At 67.3% G+C, this 16,124-nt stretch carries 12 protein-coding genes; 2 read left to right on the top strand and 10 right to left on the bottom strand.

Going from position 1 to position 16,124, the window contains the following annotated elements; genetic code table 11:
* Window positions 1-99 precede the first annotated feature (99 nt).
* The 10 genes from dnaG to GV832_RS05915 all read right to left on the bottom strand — a co-directional run bounded on the left by dnaG (window position 100) and on the right by GV832_RS05915 (window position 14,408).
* A complete protein-coding gene (dnaG, locus tag GV832_RS05960) occupies window positions 100-2,004 on the bottom strand; it encodes a DNA primase (RefSeq protein WP_168773915.1) in 1,905 nt (634 codons plus the stop codon).
* A 255-nt stretch (window positions 2,005-2,259) separates the two neighbouring features.
* A complete protein-coding gene (locus GV832_RS05955) occupies window positions 2,260-2,772 on the bottom strand; it encodes a sarcosine oxidase subunit gamma (protein ID WP_168773914.1) in 513 nt (170 codons plus the stop codon).
* A complete protein-coding gene (locus tag GV832_RS05950) occupies window positions 2,765-5,674 on the bottom strand; it encodes a sarcosine oxidase subunit alpha family protein (protein ID WP_168773913.1) in 2,910 nt (969 codons plus the stop codon). Before GV832_RS05950 ends, GV832_RS05955 begins: the two co-directional genes overlap by 8 nt.
* A complete protein-coding gene (locus GV832_RS05945; protein WP_168773912.1) occupies window positions 5,671-5,943 on the bottom strand; it encodes a sarcosine oxidase subunit delta in 273 nt (90 codons plus the stop codon). Before GV832_RS05945 ends, GV832_RS05950 begins: the two co-directional genes overlap by 4 nt.
* Window positions 5,944-6,107: 164 nt before the next feature.
* Window positions 6,108-7,358: a sarcosine oxidase subunit beta family protein gene (locus GV832_RS05940; protein WP_168773911.1), complete on the bottom strand. Its 1,251-nt coding sequence runs from the start codon at window positions 7,356-7,358 to the stop codon at window positions 6,108-6,110.
* Window positions 7,359-7,403: 45 nt separating this feature from the next.
* Window positions 7,404-7,901: an EVE domain-containing protein gene (locus tag GV832_RS05935; protein WP_168773910.1), complete on the bottom strand. Its 498-nt coding sequence runs from the start codon at window positions 7,899-7,901 to the stop codon at window positions 7,404-7,406.
* Between the two features lie 57 nt (window positions 7,902-7,958).
* A complete protein-coding gene (locus GV832_RS05930; protein ID WP_168773909.1) occupies window positions 7,959-8,174 on the bottom strand; it encodes a hypothetical protein in 216 nt (71 codons plus the stop codon).
* 63 nt (window positions 8,175-8,237) lie between these two features.
* Entirely contained in the window at window positions 8,238-9,662 is a 1,425-nt protein-coding gene (locus tag GV832_RS05925; protein ID WP_168773908.1) for a Glu/Leu/Phe/Val family dehydrogenase, read from the bottom strand.
* Between the two features lie 82 nt (window positions 9,663-9,744).
* Entirely contained in the window at window positions 9,745-10,809 is a 1,065-nt protein-coding gene (queA, locus tag GV832_RS05920) for a tRNA preQ1(34) S-adenosylmethionine ribosyltransferase-isomerase QueA (protein WP_168773907.1), read from the bottom strand.
* Window positions 10,806-14,408, bottom strand: a complete 3,603-nt coding sequence (locus GV832_RS05915; protein ID WP_168773906.1) for a YhdP family protein — start codon at window positions 14,406-14,408, stop codon at window positions 10,806-10,808. The genes queA and GV832_RS05915 overlap by 4 nt, the downstream gene beginning before the upstream one ends.
* A gap of 164 nt (window positions 14,409-14,572) precedes the next feature.
* Here GV832_RS05915 and GV832_RS05910 point away from each other — a divergent pair, with 164 nt between their 5' ends.
* Both GV832_RS05910 and GV832_RS05905 read left to right on the top strand, forming a co-directional pair.
* Entirely contained in the window at window positions 14,573-15,055 is a 483-nt protein-coding gene (locus GV832_RS05910; RefSeq protein WP_168773905.1) for a peroxiredoxin, read from the top strand.
* A 248-nt stretch (window positions 15,056-15,303) separates the two neighbouring features.
* Window positions 15,304-16,098: a ferritin-like domain-containing protein gene (locus GV832_RS05905; protein ID WP_168773970.1), complete on the top strand. Its 795-nt coding sequence runs from the start codon at window positions 15,304-15,306 to the stop codon at window positions 16,096-16,098.
* The last annotated feature ends 26 nt before the right edge of the window (window positions 16,099-16,124 follow it).

The following is a 16,124-nucleotide window of genomic DNA, read 5'->3' as shown; positions in this document are numbered from 1 at the left end:
TCCGTCGAGGTGGGGCGAATCGGGTGGTCGAATCACTGGCGAATCATGCCAGCGACTCCTTGTCATATCGCGAATCAAACCCGGGTTGCAGGGGTCGTTTTAGCGCTTCTTTTCCCAGATCTTGCCGTCGATCAGGGCTTGCAGGTGGTTCGACATCGCCGTCCGGTCTTCGCCCAGGTCGGCCGTGTCGTTCCGGTGCGGGTTCTCGGCGCGGTGGCGGGCCTGGGCGGCCTGGGTCAGGCGCCAGGTGAGCCCCTCGTCGGGAAGGCGCTCCATGTCCTCCATCGCCTCTTCGATCTCGCGGCGCGCGCCGCGACGGGCCGAAAGCTTGGCGAATTCCTCGGCGAGGCAAAGGGTGGCAAGTTCGGTGTCCTCCCTGTTGCGGACCGGGGGCGCGATCAGGACATGGGGACGGCTCAGCACGGCGTCAAGGGCCGGACCCTGCGGCGACTGGCGCAGGAGCAGCGCGTCGCGGATGATCTCATGGGCGGGGTTCGAGAGGTCCATGCGTTCGAGGTCGGATTCGAAGCGGTCCACCAGGCGGGGATGGGTGGCCAGGACGGCCAGGATCACCGCCTCGCGCAGTTCCTCGGTGTCGCGGTCGGTGGCGCCGGCCAGCAAGGATGCCCGGGTGGCGGCGAGCGGCACCGGGTCGGGGAGGCGCTTCCACGGGGTGCCGCGGGGCCCCTTGGGCTGGAAGGGCCGGGCCTTGGGGCCGAAGAGCTCGGCGCGGAGGCGGCGGATTTCTTCCGTGTAATGCGCCCGGATCGAGGGGTCGGCGATGCGGTTCATCAAGGCCCGCAGGGTCTTGTCCAGGGCGGCCTTGCGCTCGGGGCTGTCGAAATCGCGGCCCTCGATCTCGCGGTTCCAGAGGAGCGAGACCATGGGCTGGGCCTGGTCCAGGACCGCCTTCATGGCGGGGGCGCCATGGGCCTTGATCAGCTCGTCCGGGTCCTGGCCGCCCGGCATGATGGCAAAGCGCAGGCCCTTGCCGGCCTCGAGGAGCGGCAGGGCGAGGTCGATCAGGCGCAAAGCGGCCCTTATGCCTGCCTTGTCGCCGTCCAGGGCGATGATCGGCTCGTCGGAGATGCGCCACATCAGGCGCAGCTGTTCCTCGGTGATGGCCGTCCCCAAGGGCGCCACGGCCCCGCCAAACCCCGCCTCGGACAGGGCAATGACATCCATATAGCCTTCGGAGACGACCAGGGGCTGCCCCTTGCCCACCGCCTCCCGCGCGGGGGCAAGGTTGTAGAGGTTGCGCCCCTTGTCGAACAAAGGCGTCTCGGGCCCGTTCAGGTATTTCGCCCGGTCGTTCGGGTCCATCGCCCGCCCGCCCAAGGAGATCGCCCTGCCCCGGCCATCGCGTATGGGAAAGATGATCCGGTTGCGGAAGCGGTCATAGGGGGTCTTGCGCGCCTTGCCCTCTTCGGGGCGGATGGCGAGCCCCGCCTCGATCACCAGGTCACTCGAGATGCCCTTGGCGGTCAGGGCGCCATGCAGCGCCTCCCACTGATCGGGCGCGAAGCCGATATGCCAGCGGTCCTGCGCCTCGGGAGAGAGGCCGCGCTTGGCGAGATAGGCCCGCGCGTCCGAGGCGGCGGAGGTCTTCAGCTGCAGGCGGAACCACTTCACCGCCTCTTCCATGACCTCGGAGAGCTGCGTGCGGCGGTCGGCCTTCTGCGCCTGGACCGGGTCGCGGGCGGGCATCGGCATGCCCGCCTCGCGCGCCAGGGTCTCGACGGCCTCCATGAAGGACAGGTTCTCGCTTTCCTTCACGAAGGTCAGCGCATCGCCCTTCGCATGGCAGCCGAAGCAGTAATAGAAGCCCTTGCGGTCATCGACATGGAAAGAGGCGGATTTTTCCTGGTGGAAGGGGCAAGGCGCCCAGAAATCGCCGCGCCCCTGGTTCGACTTGCGCATGTCCCAGGTGACCTTGCGGCCAACCACGGCCGAAAGCGTCACGCGGGTGCGCAGTTCATCGAGGAATCCGGGGGGCAATGACATGGGCGCAGTATCGGGGGGCGCGGCCGCCATGTCCAGCGGTGGAATGGGGGGCCAGCCCCCCAAGCCCCCCGGGATATTTGGGCCAGTGTGAAAGGGGAAGCGGGCGCCGGGGCGGGGCGGCGCAACCCCGCCGGTCCAAGAGCCCGAGCGACACGCAGGAAGGGAGTATTTGGGCCAAATTGAAAGCAACCGCCTTGGCTTTCAACTTGGCTCAAATATCTCCAGGGGGTCCGGGGGACAGCGTCCCCCGGGGGTTCAACCGGCGATGGCCTCGCGGGCTTGCAGCATCTCCATGGCATGGGCGATCTCATCCCAGGCGGTGCGCGCCATCGACCGGAAGACGAGGATCAGGACGCCTTTGTCATCGCGGGTCAGGACGGCGCTCATATGGAACAGGGGCGTGCGCAGGCAGGTGCCTTCGGTGAGGCTGCGCGGGTCGATGGGGAAGAGACGGGCGAGGAGCTTGTTCGTCTCGCCGTTCAGGCGCAGGGCGGCCCAGCCGCCGCTCTGGTCGGTCGTGGCGGCCAGGCCCGACAGGTCGGGGGCTTGGCCCAGCAGGAAAGCCTGCTCCGGCCCGGTCCAGAGGAGGTTGCCCTCACGGCGGTTCGGCGCCGGGAAGCCGCCCAGCTGGGCCGCCACCAGGGCGCGTTTGCCGGGGAAACAGGCGACCGAGGTGATGGGGCCAAGGACCTCTTCCGAGAGGGTCACCCCCGCCCTTGTCAGCGGCTTTTGCCCATGCAGGGCGGATTTGGCGAAGAGCTCAGGCACGGAGTTTCTCCCCTTTCGGATCGAGGAAGACCGGGTCGGTGACCTCGCAAAGCACGTCCAGCTTGCGCATGTGATCGACGAGGCGGATCTGTTGACCGTGCCGCGCGCGGCCGTTCTTCAGGAAGGCCAGGCCCAGCCAGGAGCCCAAGGTGGGCGACCAGCAGACCGAGGTGACATAGCCCTGGTCGTTGATGCGCTCGACGCGGTCCCCGGGGGTGAAGAGATGGGCGCCCGAGGCGATCTCGGTCTGCACCAGGGGGCGCAGGCCCACGAGTTGCTCGCGCTCTGGCCCGATCAGACCGGGGCGCGCGGCCTGGGCCTTGCCGATGCAGTCCTTCTTGCCCACCATCTTTTCCATGCCGATGTCATAGGCCGTGACGCGGCCATGGATCTCGGCATGGGTGATGAAGCCCTTCTCGATTCGCAGGACGTTCAAGGCCTCCATCCCGTAAAGCCCCCCGCCGAGCGTTTCGGCCTTGGCGGTCAGGTCGCGGAAGAGCGCCTCGCCATAGGGCGTCGGCACGGCGATCTCGTAGCCCTCTTCGCCGGAGAAGGAGATGCGGAAGAGCCGGGCCTTGACGCCCTCGATGGCGACTTCGCCACAGGACATGAAGGGGAAATCGCCAAGCTTTTCATCGAGAAGCGCGTTCAGGAGCATCTTGGCCATGGGCCCCGCCACGGCGAATTGCGCCCAGGATTCAGTGACCGAGATGAAGCGGACGTCCCAATCGGCGCAATAGGCCTGGTGGACGAAGTCGAGGTGGCGCATGACCTGGCCCGCGGCGGCGGTGGTCGTGGTCATCAGGAAGTGGTGCTCTCCCAGCCGCGCGGTCGTGCCGTCGTCCATGACGAAACCGTCTTCGCGCAGCATCAAGCCATAGCGGACCTTTCCGACCGGCAGGGTCGAGAAGGTGTTGGTATAGACGAGGTCGAGGAAGCGCCCCGCATCCTTGCCCTGGATGTCGATCTTGCCGAGCGTCGAGACATCGGCCACGCCGACCGAGGAGCGGACCATCAGCACCTCGCGGTTGCAGGAGGTCCGCCAGTCGGTTTCGCCGGGCTTGGGGAAATACGAGGGCCGATACCAGAGCCCCGCCTCTATCATCGGCGCGCCGCGGTCGCGGGAGGCCTGGTCCGAGGTCAGGAAGCGTTGCGGCGCAAAACCCCTGCCCTGCCCGCCCGCACCGAGGGCGCCGATCGAGACCGGGGCGAAGGGGGCGCGGAAGGTGGTGGTCCCGGTCTCGGGGATGGAACGGCCGGTGGCATCGGCCAGAACGGCCAGGGCGCCGACGTTGGAATTCTTGCCCTGGTCGGGCGCCATGCCCTGGGTCGTGTAGCGCTTCATATGCTCGACGGAGGTATAGCCCTCCTGCGCCGAGAGCTTCACATCCTTGGTAGTCACGTCATTGGCGAAGTCGAGCCAGGCGCGGCCCTTGCCCTTGATCTGCCAGAGGGGGGTGATCCGGATGGGCGCATCCTCGGCCTGGGGGAGGTCGGGGCTCTTGGGCGTCAGGCTGAGGGCAGAGAGCGCGGCCTCGGCGGCGGCGCGGCCTTCGGAGAGCGCGCCATGGGTCGAGAAGGTGCCATTGGCCGCCCCCGCCGCATGGAGCCCCGGGACCATGCCGGGACGCGGCACGAAGGCCGCGATATCCTCGCGCCAGGTGGGCCTGGCGTTCTGATGGCAGGCGAGCGCCAGGGTCGGGTTCCAGCCGCCCGAGACCAGGAGGCAATCGGTGTCCAGCTGGAAATCGCCGCCGTGATGGGTGCCGGAGATTGCCTTCAGCGCGTGGCGGCCCGCCGTATCGGTGATCTTTGCATTCAGGTGGACGGGGAAGTCCTCCAGCGTCGAGGCATCGGGGCGGCTGTCCAGAAGCGCCACGATGTTCACGCCCTCGGCCTTCAGCTGGCGGGCGACGGTGCGGGCGTGGTCATTGGTGGCGAAAAGCGTGACCTTCGCGCCCGGCGAGACGCCATGGCGGTGCAGGTAGCTCTGCCCGGCCGAGGCCAGCATGATGCCCGGCCGGTCGTTGTTGGCGAAGGCCACCGGACGCTCCAAGGCGCCGGTTGCCATGACGGTCTGCTTGGCCACGATCCGCCAGAAGCACTCGCGCGGCAGGTGCCTTTGCGGGGCAAGGTGCAGGCCCACACGCTCCACCGCGCCATAGGTGCCCTGGTCATAGGCGCCGATGACCGTGGTGCGGGTCATGATCCGCACATTCAGGGAGGCGAGTTCCGCCAAGGTCGCCTTGACCCAGGCGCCGTCCACCTGCCCGTCCTGCGACAAAAGACGCCCGCCCGGGGCCGTATCCTGCTCGGTCAGGATCACATCGGCGCCCGACCTGGCGGCGGTCAGGGCCGCCATGAGCCCGGCAGGCCCCGAGCCGATCACCAAGAGGTCACAGAAGGCAAAGGCCTTTTCGTAATCCGCCGTCTCATGCAGGCGCTTGAGCGTGCCAAGACCTGCGGCGCGGCGGATGATGGGTTCGTAGATCGCCTCCCAGAAGGGGCGCGGCCACATGAAGGTCTTGTAGTAGAAACCGGCGCTCAGGAAGGGCGAGAGGTAGTCGTTCACCGACAAAAGGTCGAAACGCAGGCTGCCCAGCCGGTTCTGCGACTTGGCGGCGAGGCCGTCATACAGCTCTTGCACCGTGGCGCGGGTGTTCGGGGTCTGCAAAGCGCTGCCGGGGTCCAGGACCTCGACCAGGGCATTGGGCTCCTCCGGCCCCGCCGTCAGGATGCCGCGCGGGCGGTGGTACTTGAAGGATCGCCCCACCAGCTTGACCCCATTGGCCAGAAGCGCCGAGGCCAAAGTGTCGCCCTGGAAGCCGCTGAACTTGCGGCCATCGAAGGTGAAGTTCAGCGGTTTGCTGCGGTCGATCAGACCTTTGCCAGCGAGCCTCATTTCGGGGCTCCTTTCCGGTCGGCCACCCGTTCGGTGGCGAGGATCTCATGGGTCACCGTGTTGCGGGTGACGACGAGCCAAGAGCCGCAGCCTGACTCGTGATACCAAAGATCCTTCGTCACCCCGGCCGGGTTGGTGCGCAGGTAAAGCATGTCGTCCCAAGCCGCATCGCCCGCATCGGGGGCGGGGCGGGTCAGGGTATCCTCGGAGCCGGAGTAATAGAACTCGCGGCGGTCGCGGTCACCGCAGAGGGGACAAGTCAGGCGCATGGTTCGGCCTCCGAAAAGAAAGGGGCTCTGCCCCTCGGCTTCGCCTCACCCCGGGATATTTTCGAAAAGATGAAATCAGGCACGCGGCCCAGGTTCATCTTTTCATAAATATCCCCGCCGGAGGCTGCGACGGTATGGAAAGGGGGACGCATCCGGGTCTCCCTTCAGTGCAAATTGTGCTGGCTGCCGGTGCCTTCTTCGTCGATCACATGGCCGGTGCGGAAGCGGTCCAGGCGGAAGCGGCGGGCGACGTCGTGGGATTGTCCGGTGGCCATCAGGTGGGCAAAGCACCAGCCCGAGGCGGGGGTGGCCTTGAAGCCGCCGTAGTTCCAGCCGGCATCGACGAAAAGCCCCTCGATATGGGTCTTGTCGATGATGGGGGAGCCGTCGGGGGTCATGTCCATTATGCCGCCCCAAGAGCGCAGGACCTTGGCTCGGGCGAGCATCGGCATGAGGGTCATCCCCGCCTCCATGACATGCTCGACCATGGGCAGGTTGCCGCGCGCGGCATAGGAGGCATACATGTCGATGTCGCCGCCGAAGACCAGGCCGCCCTTGTCGGACTGGCTGATGTAGAAGTGCCCCATGCCATAGCTGACCACATGGTCGATGACGGGCTTCAGGCCCTCGGTGACGAAGGCTTGCAGGATATGGCTCTCGATGGGCAGGCGCATCCCCGCCTTGGCCGCGACCTGGGAAGAGCGGCCTGCGACCGCCATACCAACCTTCTTCGCGCGGATCGGGCCACGGGTGGTTTGCACGCCGGTGACGCGGCCGTTTTCGATGTCGATCCCGGTGACCTCGCAGTTCTGGATCAGGTCGACGCCGCGCTGATCGGCGGCGCGGGCGAAGCCCCAGGCGACGGCGTCATGGCGCGCCGTGCCGGCGCGGCGCTGGATCAGGCCGCCATAGATCGGGAAGCGGGTCTGGTTGTAGTCGAGATAGGGCAGCATCTCTTTCAACTGGGAGACCGAGAGGAGCTCGGCGTCGTCGCCCTGGTTCACGATGGCATTGCCCCGCCGGGCGGCGGCGTCCCTTTGCCCGTCCGAGTGGAAGAGGATGATATGGCCGCGCTGCGAATGCATGACGTTGTAGTTCAGCTCGGGCTCGAGGCCTTCCCAGAGCTTCAGCGAATGGGAATAGAACTCGCTGTTGCCCGGCAGGAAGTAATTGGCCCGCACGATCGTCGTGTTGCGCCCGACATTGCCGCCGCCGAGGTAACCCTTCTCCAGGACGGCGATATTGGTCATCCCGTGGTTTTTCGCCAGGTAATAGGCCGTGGCCAGCCCATGGCCGCCGCCGCCGATGATGATGGCGTCATATTCCGCCTTGGGCGCCGGGTCGCGCCAGGCGCGGGTCCAGCCGAGGTTGCCCCTCAGCCCTTCGGTGATGACCTTCCAGCCGGAATAACGCATGTCGGACCTCGTTTTCTGCACATGATGCAGCCTTTGGCCCCTTATTCAAGCTTTGGCTTCGGTTTCCTGCCAAGCTTGCGACAGGTCATGTCGCGGATGGGACAGGACGCCCATGGCCCGGGCGATGATCGCGCTGTCGTGAGCGGGGATTTCGAAGAAGCCCCAGCGGAAGGGGGCGCCCCAGTTGGCCTTGCCGGCGGTGAAGCTGAGGTGAGGAAGAAGGGGGGCGATGGCGGCGCGGTGGGCCTCGGCCCAGGTGACATCGCGGCGATGGGGGCGGAAGTCGCCCATCTGGGCCTGGTAGACCTCTGAGGTGAAATGGCCATAGGCGACAAAGGCCTGGAGCTTGTCGCGCTGCCCGAAGGTCTCGGTGGGCGCATAGTAGATCACCCTGTCGCCGGGCCTGGCGCGGGCGAGGGGGCCGCGCTTGCCGTGGCAGGCCTGGGCGAAGCCGCCCGCAAGGCCGCGCGCGACATGGTCGGCCGAGGCCACCGCGATCCAGTGGCGGGGGGCGGCGACGGGGGAGGGGAACAGCAGGGTCATGGGTCTCTCCTTTTGGGGGAGAGTGGCAGGACCCTGCTGACAGAACCTGTCAGCAGGTCACAGGTGCAATTCGGCCTTGAGCAGCTTTTCCATCTGGATCGCCGCCAGCTTCTTGCATTCTTCAAGGCATTTCTGACCCGATGCGCCCTCGGGCGGATATTTCTGCAGGACCGCCGCCACCTGGGGCAGCGGCACCTTGGTCAGGCTGGAGATCGCCTTGGCCATCTTGACCAAGGCTTCCTGGCGCTTCTTCAGATCCTCTTCCTTGCCCATCTTGGCCCTCCCTTTTGCGAAAGGGTAACCCAAGAGGAGATTCGGCCCAAAAGGATTCGCGGGTCAGAGCCCCTTGCTGCGGTAGGTCTGCGCCACGCGGCTGATCGAGACGATATAGGCCGCCACCCGCAGGTCGATGCCGGGGCGCGCATACCATTCGCGGCGCATGGCCTGGTAGGCGCCGCGCATCGTGTCATCCAGACCCGAACGCACCAGGGCGAGCTCGTCCGAGCCTTGCAGGAAGCGCTCCTTGAAGTCTTCGGCCAGCGACCAGCCGAGGCCCTGGTCCGAGCTCAGCCGTTCGAGCTCTTCGACCAGGATGCGGCTCCGCGCCTCCTCCGCGCGGCGCTGCATGCGGCCGAAGCGGATGTGGCTGAGGTTCTTGACCCATTCGAAATAGCTGACCGTCACGCCCCCGGCATTGGCATAGAGGTCGGGGATGATGACGACGCCCTTTTCGCGCAGGATCTCGTCGGCGCCGAAGGTGATGGGGCCATTGGCGGCCTCGAGGATCAGCGGGGCCTGGATGCGGGCGGCGTTGCCCTTGTGGATCACGCCCTCCATCGCGGCGGGGATCAGGATGTCGCAAGCCAGCTCCAGCGCGGCGGCGCTATCGATGATGCGGCCCCCGGCAAAGCCCTGCACCGAGCCCTTTGTGGCGTTCAGATGCGCCTTCAGCGCCTCGATATCGACGCCCGCGTCATTCACCACGGCGCCGTCGCGTTCGGCCACGGCGATGACCTTGCAGCCGTCTTCCAGGCTGAGGAACTTGGCCGCGTGATAGCCGACGTTGCCCAGGCCCTGGACGACGACCTTCTTGCCCTCGAGCCCGCCCGACAGATGCGCCTTGGCCACATCCTCGGGGTAGCGGAAGAACTCCCGCAGGGCATATTGCACGCCGCGGCCCGTGGCCTCGACCCGGCCTTGAATACCGCCCGCATGGGGCGGCTTGCCGGTCACGCAGGCCTTGGCGTTGATGTCGGTCGTGTTCATCCTTGCGTATTGGTCGGCGATCCAGGCCATCTCGCGCTCGCCCGTGCCCATGTCGGGCGCGGGGACGTTCTGGGCCGGGTGGATCAGGTCGCGCTTGATCAGCTCGTAAGCGAAGCGGCGGGTGATCTGTTCCAGCTCATGCTCGTCCCACTCCCTCGGGTCGATGCAGAGCCCGCCTTTCGACCCGCCGAAGGGCGTTTCGACCAGCGCGCATTTATAGGTCATCAGCGCGGCCAGGGCCTCGACCTCGTCCTGGTGGACAGACAGCGCGTAACGGATGCCGCCCTTGACCGGCTCCATATGCTCGGAATGGACGGAGCGGTAGCCGGTGAAGGTCTTGATCTCCCCCCGCAGCCGGACGCCGAAACGCACCGTGTAGGTGGAGTTGCAGACTTTGATCTTTGCCGCCAAGCCCGGAGAGAGGTCGAGATGGGCCATCGCCCGATCGAACATCAGATCCACGCTTTCCCGGAAACTGGGCTCAACTTCCTGCATCTCGTCCTCCCTGAAAGATGGGCAGACCATACAGGGGCTTGGTTAACGAAGGCAGTCCAAAAAACGGAAAACTGCAACAATTTTAGGCAGTTTGTAAACTCTGTTCACCGGGAGTGAATGGAATAAGCAAGGAACTATCCCCGTAGGAAAAGAATCGGTAACCCTTGGCCAGGGCATGGGCATAGACGCGGTCCATGCGGTCTTTGCCCATGAGGGCCGAGACCAGCATCAGGAGCGTCGATTTCGGCAGGTGAAAGTTGGTCATCAGCGCATCGGTCACCCGGAACCGGTAGCCCGGGTAGATGAAGATGTCGGTGGGACCCCGCCAGGGCTCGACCTGGCCCGAGGCCGCCGCCGTTTCGATCAGCCGCAGCGCCGTGGTGCCCACGGGGATCACGCGGTGGCCCGAAGCGCGCGTCGCGTTGATCTCGGCCGCCGCCTCGGGCGTCACTTCGCCCCATTCGGCATGCATCTTGTGGGTCGTCACATCCTCGACCTTCACGGGCAGGAAAGTGCCCGCGCCGACATGCAGCGTGACCTCGGTGAACTGCACGCCCTTTTTCGCCAGCGCCTCCAGCAGCCAGGGTTCGAAATGAAGGGAGGCCGTGGGGGCCGCCACGGCGCCGGAATGGCGGGCGAAGATCGTCTGGTAGTCGGTCATGTCCTGGGCATCGGGCGCCCTTTTGGCGGCGATATAGGGCGGCAGGGGCATCTGGCCCGCCTCAGCCAGGGCCGCGTCGAAATCATCGCCCGTGAGGTTGAAAGAGAGGGTCAGGTCGGTCTCGGACTTTTCCGCCACCGTGGCCGAAAGGGCATCCGAAAACCGGATGACCTCTCCGACATTCACCTTGCGCAGCGGCTTGGCCAGCGCCCGCCAGCCCGTGGCACGGGGCTCCAAGAGGGTGATTTCGACCTTCGCCACGGCCTCGCCGCGCTGGCGGGTGCCCGTCAGACGCGCCGGGATGACCTTGGTGTTGTTCAGGATCAGCCGGTCGCCGGGCTGAAACACCTCCAGCAGGTCGGCCACCGTCCTGTCCTGCATCCTGTCGCCCTCGACCACCAGAAGCTTGGCGGCCGAACGGGGCACCATGGGGCGGGTCGCAATCAGGTGCTCGGGCAGGTCGAAGTCGAAATCGGACAGGTTCATCCGCCATTTCCTAGGTTGGGGGCCGGGGCGCGGAACAATTCGCGGAACATGCCCGGCGTCAGGATCGACAGCGGGTTGACGCTGACATCGGGCACCGCCGCCGTGCCGCGCAGTTTATAGGCAAAACCGAAGAGCCCTTCGCCCTTGCGGGTCAGGATCGCGCCGATGCCGTTCAACAGGTAAAGCGGCGAGACGACGCCCTGCATGTCGAACCGGGTGGAGCCCGTGTCATAGCGCCCCTCCAGCGAGACGCCCATCGACAGGCCGATGGCCGAACCGCGCCGGATCTCGATGACCGAGGGGGTCAGAAGGAATTCCGCCTCGGCGCGGTCAAAGACGATGCCGTCGCCGTTCAATTGGTCCAGGAGCCCCACGACCGAGATGGCCGAGAGGAGATCGGCCATGAAGGAGCCGTATTTGACCCGAACCCGCTCGATCCGCGCCGTGCCGTCATAGATGCCCGATCCCGCGAGGGGGACAAGCGACAGGGTCAGCTTGCCGCCCTGGGCCGAGGCGAAGAGCCCGGCCGAGCGGGCGACGGCGCCGGCGTCATCGGCCTCGATCCGCACGGCCGATCCGTTGCGGGTGGGCACGACGGTGCCGGTGATCGGCGCCTCGCCGTTGACGCGGCCGCGGAAAGTGCCGTTGAAGCCGCCCCTCAGGGTGAAATCGCCGCTGAAGGGGGCGATGCGGATGCCCTCGGTCACCCGGAGCGAGGCCAGGTCGGCGCGGATGCGGTTGCCGCCCGAGCCGCCGCCGCCCCGGTTCTCGGGGAAGCGCCGCATGTCGATGCTGCCCGAGGTCACGGCGAATTCCACCAGCTTGGAGCCGTTGCCCTTGATATCAAGCCCGCCGTCCAGCCAGCCGCCCATCTTGACGCGGGAGAACCGTGCGAGGTCCAAAAGCCCGTCCGAACGCAGGGTGACCGTGCCCTCGGCCGACAGGCCCGGGGCCGACAGCGCGAGGCGGTCCACCCGGGGGACGGTGCCCAGCGTGACCTCGGCCTTGAGCGTGCCCGCCGTCCCTGCCCCCTTGCGCCAGCCAAGCTCGGGGATGGCCAGCACCAGGCCCTCCAGCGTCGAGGTGAGCTCCATGCGGCCGGGCTGGCCCTTGGCCAGGGTCAGGACGACCTCGGCCGGGCCCTCGCCCTGGACGGCGGTCTTGGGGAGCCCCAGGCGGAACTCTTCGACGGCGGCCGGAGAAAGCGTGACGGTGCCCGCAACCAGGGTCGGCGGGGCGGGGATGGCCTCGGGGAAGATCAGGACGCCCTGGGGGAGGTTGGCTTGCAGCGACGCCTGGCGCGGGGTCAGGCGGGAGATGGGGATGACCTGGGACAGGGTCATGTCGAAGGGCACCTGGCCCACCGCGCCCTTGCCCGCGATGGTGAGCTGGGTCGAGGTCACATGCACATCCAGCGCGGGGGCCGTCACGCGGTGATCCTTGATCAGCTTGTCGGACAGGAAATCCCGCACCACGGCGCGCACATCCAGGGTCACATGCTCTTGCAGGACGCGGGCGATCAGCGGGAAGGAGATGCGGGCGGTCAGGTCGACATTGCCCGTCCCGAGGTCCACCGGCTGCCCCGCCTTGCGCATATAGGACAGGGGCGGCTGGTCCAGAAGCGACAGCGTCGCGGTCAGGGGCCCGCGCAGGCGCAGCCCGATCTCGGCCACGGCAGGTTTCAGCGTGATATCGGGCACGGCAAAGACGGTGCCCGAGACATCCAGAAGCCCGCCCTCGGGCGGCCGGATCTGACCCTTGGAGACCACCAGCGTATAGCGCCGCCCCTGGATCGTCGAATAGCCATCCGCCCCCGTGACCTGGGGCATCTTGGGCATGAAGCGCAGCTCGGCATCGGCGAAGGAATAGGACAGTTCGGCGCGCGGCTCCTGCCCCGGCGCGAGGCGTAGGGCGGCGGTCAGGTCCTTCAGCTGCGCATTGCGGATATTGTCGCGCACCCAGTTGCGCGTGCCGGTCACCAGCCGCAGGGGCCAGATCGCCAGAAGCCGGTCGCGCGAGATGCGGTTCAGGTTCAGGTCGATGGCCGTCGTCCAACCCTTGGGCGAGGCCGAGATGCGGCCCTTCAGGCTCAGCGTGTCGCCCGCCTCGGCCAGGGTGAACTGGCCGATGTCCAGCGTGAAGGGATCAAGCCGCAGGCGGGCGTCAAAGGCGCCCTCGCTGAACTGCACGGGCGCGGCAAAGAGCCCGTCCGGATCGACGGAAAGGTCGGAAATCGTCAACTGCCCGAGGAAGGCCGCAGGAATGCGCGCCGACAGGGGGCCCGTCTCCCTCTGGCCCTGGGCGTCGACCATATAGGCCTGCCCCTTGGCCTTCAGCCGCAGGGTCTGGCTTTGCAAGGACAGGTCCGTCAAGAGGAGCCGCCCGGCCTGCGGGTCGAAGCCCAGCCCCAGGCTCGCCCGGTCGAAGGCGATGGGCGTGGTGCCGGGCGTGGGCTGCAAGGCACCCGCCCCGATCTCGAGCCGCCCTTCCAGCGCCGAGACGCCCTCGGTCCCGATCGTGGCCGCCAGCCGCCCCGAGATCGGCGCGTCCAGCACCCCAAGCCAGGCCAGGGCCGGAGCCCCCGAGGCGAGGTCCGGGGCCGAGACCTGGGTGACCTCGGCGGAAAGCCGCGCCTCGGCCTTGCCCTTGCCCAGCACCGCCGTCAGCACGGCCTGGGCCGGGGTCTCGCCACCGGCCACCAGGGTCATGGCGAGCTGGGCCGCCAGTTCCTCGGGCCGGTTGTCGATGGAAAGCCGCCCGTCGCCCACCTCCCAGGTGCGGTTCGTGGCGCGGTCGGTGAGGGTCAGGCTCAGGGCCTCGACATCGATGCGGGTCAGATGGGCGAAGGCGGGTTGGGCAAAGGCGGCCTCCAGAAGCGCAAAGGCCTGGGCCGGGCTTTCCAGACGGGGGGCGGGGGCGGAACCGGCGCTGCCGAGGTCAAGGTCGAAGCGCCCATCCGCATCGCGCCGCACCGCCAGCCGCGCCCCCACGATCCGCAGGCTTTGCGGCTGGATGGCGCCGTGCAAGAGGCTGCCGGGGTCCAGTTGCAGATGGCTCTCGGGCAGGGTCAGGAGCGTCTGGCCCGAGGGCTGAAGCAGCCGCAGGTCCTCGATATCCAGCGTTGGCGTCCAGTCGCTGCCCACGGTCAGGGTGATGCCGCCGACCGAGGCGGCATGCTGCGGCAAGACGCGGTCGATGGCGTCATTCAGGCGGGATTCGATCTCGGCCACGGCCCAGACCGGCAGGGGGATGGTCCGCCCGTTCAGCGCCAGAAGCCCAAGGCCAAGCGCCGCGACGAGGAAGAGAAAGACCAGCCGCCCGCCAAGGCCCGAAGAGCGCCGACGCCGACGCCTTTCGCGCCCGCCGGGGGGGCCGAGGTCAGCCTTGCGGCGGTCGGGGAGCGCGGCATCGGGGAGCGCTGTGTCGGGCTGCGCTGTGTCGGGGGGCGCTGTGTCGGGGACTTCGGCCCGGGACAGGTCTCGACCGGGGCTGACGCGCGCAGCAGGCTCCAGCACCAGCGGCGCTTCGCCCGCCGGGCTCGCTCCGCCGGACGGGCCAGCAGTCTGGCCAGCCGTCTGCGTCTTGCCTGTTGCCGTCATTCCGCCTGACCTGCCGCCTGACTTGTTCGTTTCGCTCTGCCCGCGCCCCGGGTTGGGGTTTTTTCCGCCCCTTGTCCCGGCCATGCCTTTATCTTTGCCGCAAGGCAACTAAAACGCCAAGGAAGCGGGGGCAATCCCGCAGAAAACAAGGCAAGGAGCCGCCCATGGCCGATGTGAAACCCGCAGATCACCCTCCGATCGGGCAGATGGCCCCCGATTTCACCCTGATGCGTGAGGATGGCAGCGCGGTCACGCTTTCCGCCCTGCGGGGCAGCCGGGTGGTGCTGTTTACCTATGGCGCCGATGGCACGCCCTCTTGCACCAACGAGATCATGGAGTTCCAGGCGCTCTTGCCCGAGTTCCAGGCGGCGGGGGTGACGGTCCTGGGCCTGTCCAAGGACGGGGTGGAAAAGCACCGCAAATTCGCGGCCAAGCAGGGGCTTGGCATGGCGCTTCTCTCCGACAAGGAGGGCCATGTGATGGAAGACTGGGGCTCTTACGGCGCCAAGATCTTCTTCGGCAAGGAGGTCGTGGGGGTTCTGCGCTCGACCTTCCTGATCGGCGCGGATGGGGTGCTGGAAAAGACCTGGCGGGTCGAGAAGGTCAAGGGCCATGCGGCCGAGGTCCTGACGGCGGTCAAGGGCTAGACCCCGCAAGCCGCATCTGTGGCAGGCCTGACGGATGGTCTTTCCGGGCCAGGCGGGAGGGGCGTTCCGCCCCTCCCGCACCCTCCCCAGACCGGGAGGGGGCAAGCCCCCTCCCGGACCCACCCCATCCCGAGCCGGTTGGCCCCCCTTGGGGACAGAGGCGAGAAAAAAGACTTGCGGCGCAAGCCGCTCCTTTGGATAGACGGGGCCAGGCGCCAAGGGAGGATCGTATCGTGACACTGGCTGAGATGGCGGTTCAGGTCCTGAGCTGCGGCGAGGCACGGGCCAAGGTCGAGCTGGGGCGGACCCATGCGGCGGCCTGGTTGGCCTCTCGGGCAGCGGGAGCTCCCTTGGAGATCGGGCGGGCCGATCCGCCCTTGCAGCCCGCCCGGCCCTCCGAGCCGGTGCTCCTCGACCCCCGCGATGTTCCCAAGCGCAAGCCGGGGTCGCTGGCGGGGCGGCAGGCGATGCTCCATGCGGTCGCCCATATCGAGCTCAACGCGGTCGATCTGCACTGGGACATCATCGCAAGGTTCTGCGATCAGCCGATGCCCCTGGGCTTCTATGACGACTGGGTGCGGGCAGCAGATGACGAGTGCCGGCATTTCCTGATGGTCTGCGATTGTCTGCACGCCATGGGCAGCCATTACGGCGCCCTGCCCGCCCATGCCGGGATGTGGCGGGCGGCCGAGGACACGGTGGGCGACCTCCAGGCCCGGCTCGCGGTGGTGCCCATGGTGCTGGAAGCCCGGGGGCTGGATGTGACCCCTGGGATGATCGCGCTCTTCGAAAAGGCCGGAGAGACAGGGGCGGTGGAGGCGCTGAACGTGATCTATGCCGAAGAGGTCTCCCATGTCGCCTATGGGTCCAAGTGGTTCAACTGGCTCTGCGGCCGCGAGGGCAGCGATCCGAAGGAGGTCTTCCACGACCTGGTGCGGCGCTATTTCCACGGGTCGCTGAAACCGCCCTTCAACGAGGAGAAGCGCGCCGATGCCGGGCTGCCGCCGGATTTCTATTGGCCCCTGGTCGAGGAGCGGGAATAAACGCGGCACTCGCCCCATGTCTCCCC

It is taken from the genome of Stagnihabitans tardus (assembly GCF_009925085.1).
Lineage (GTDB): Bacteria > Pseudomonadota > Alphaproteobacteria > Rhodobacterales > Rhodobacteraceae > Stagnihabitans > Stagnihabitans tardus.
Note: the sequence above shows the minus strand (reverse complement) of the source record. Positions and strands in the feature narration are given on the sequence as shown.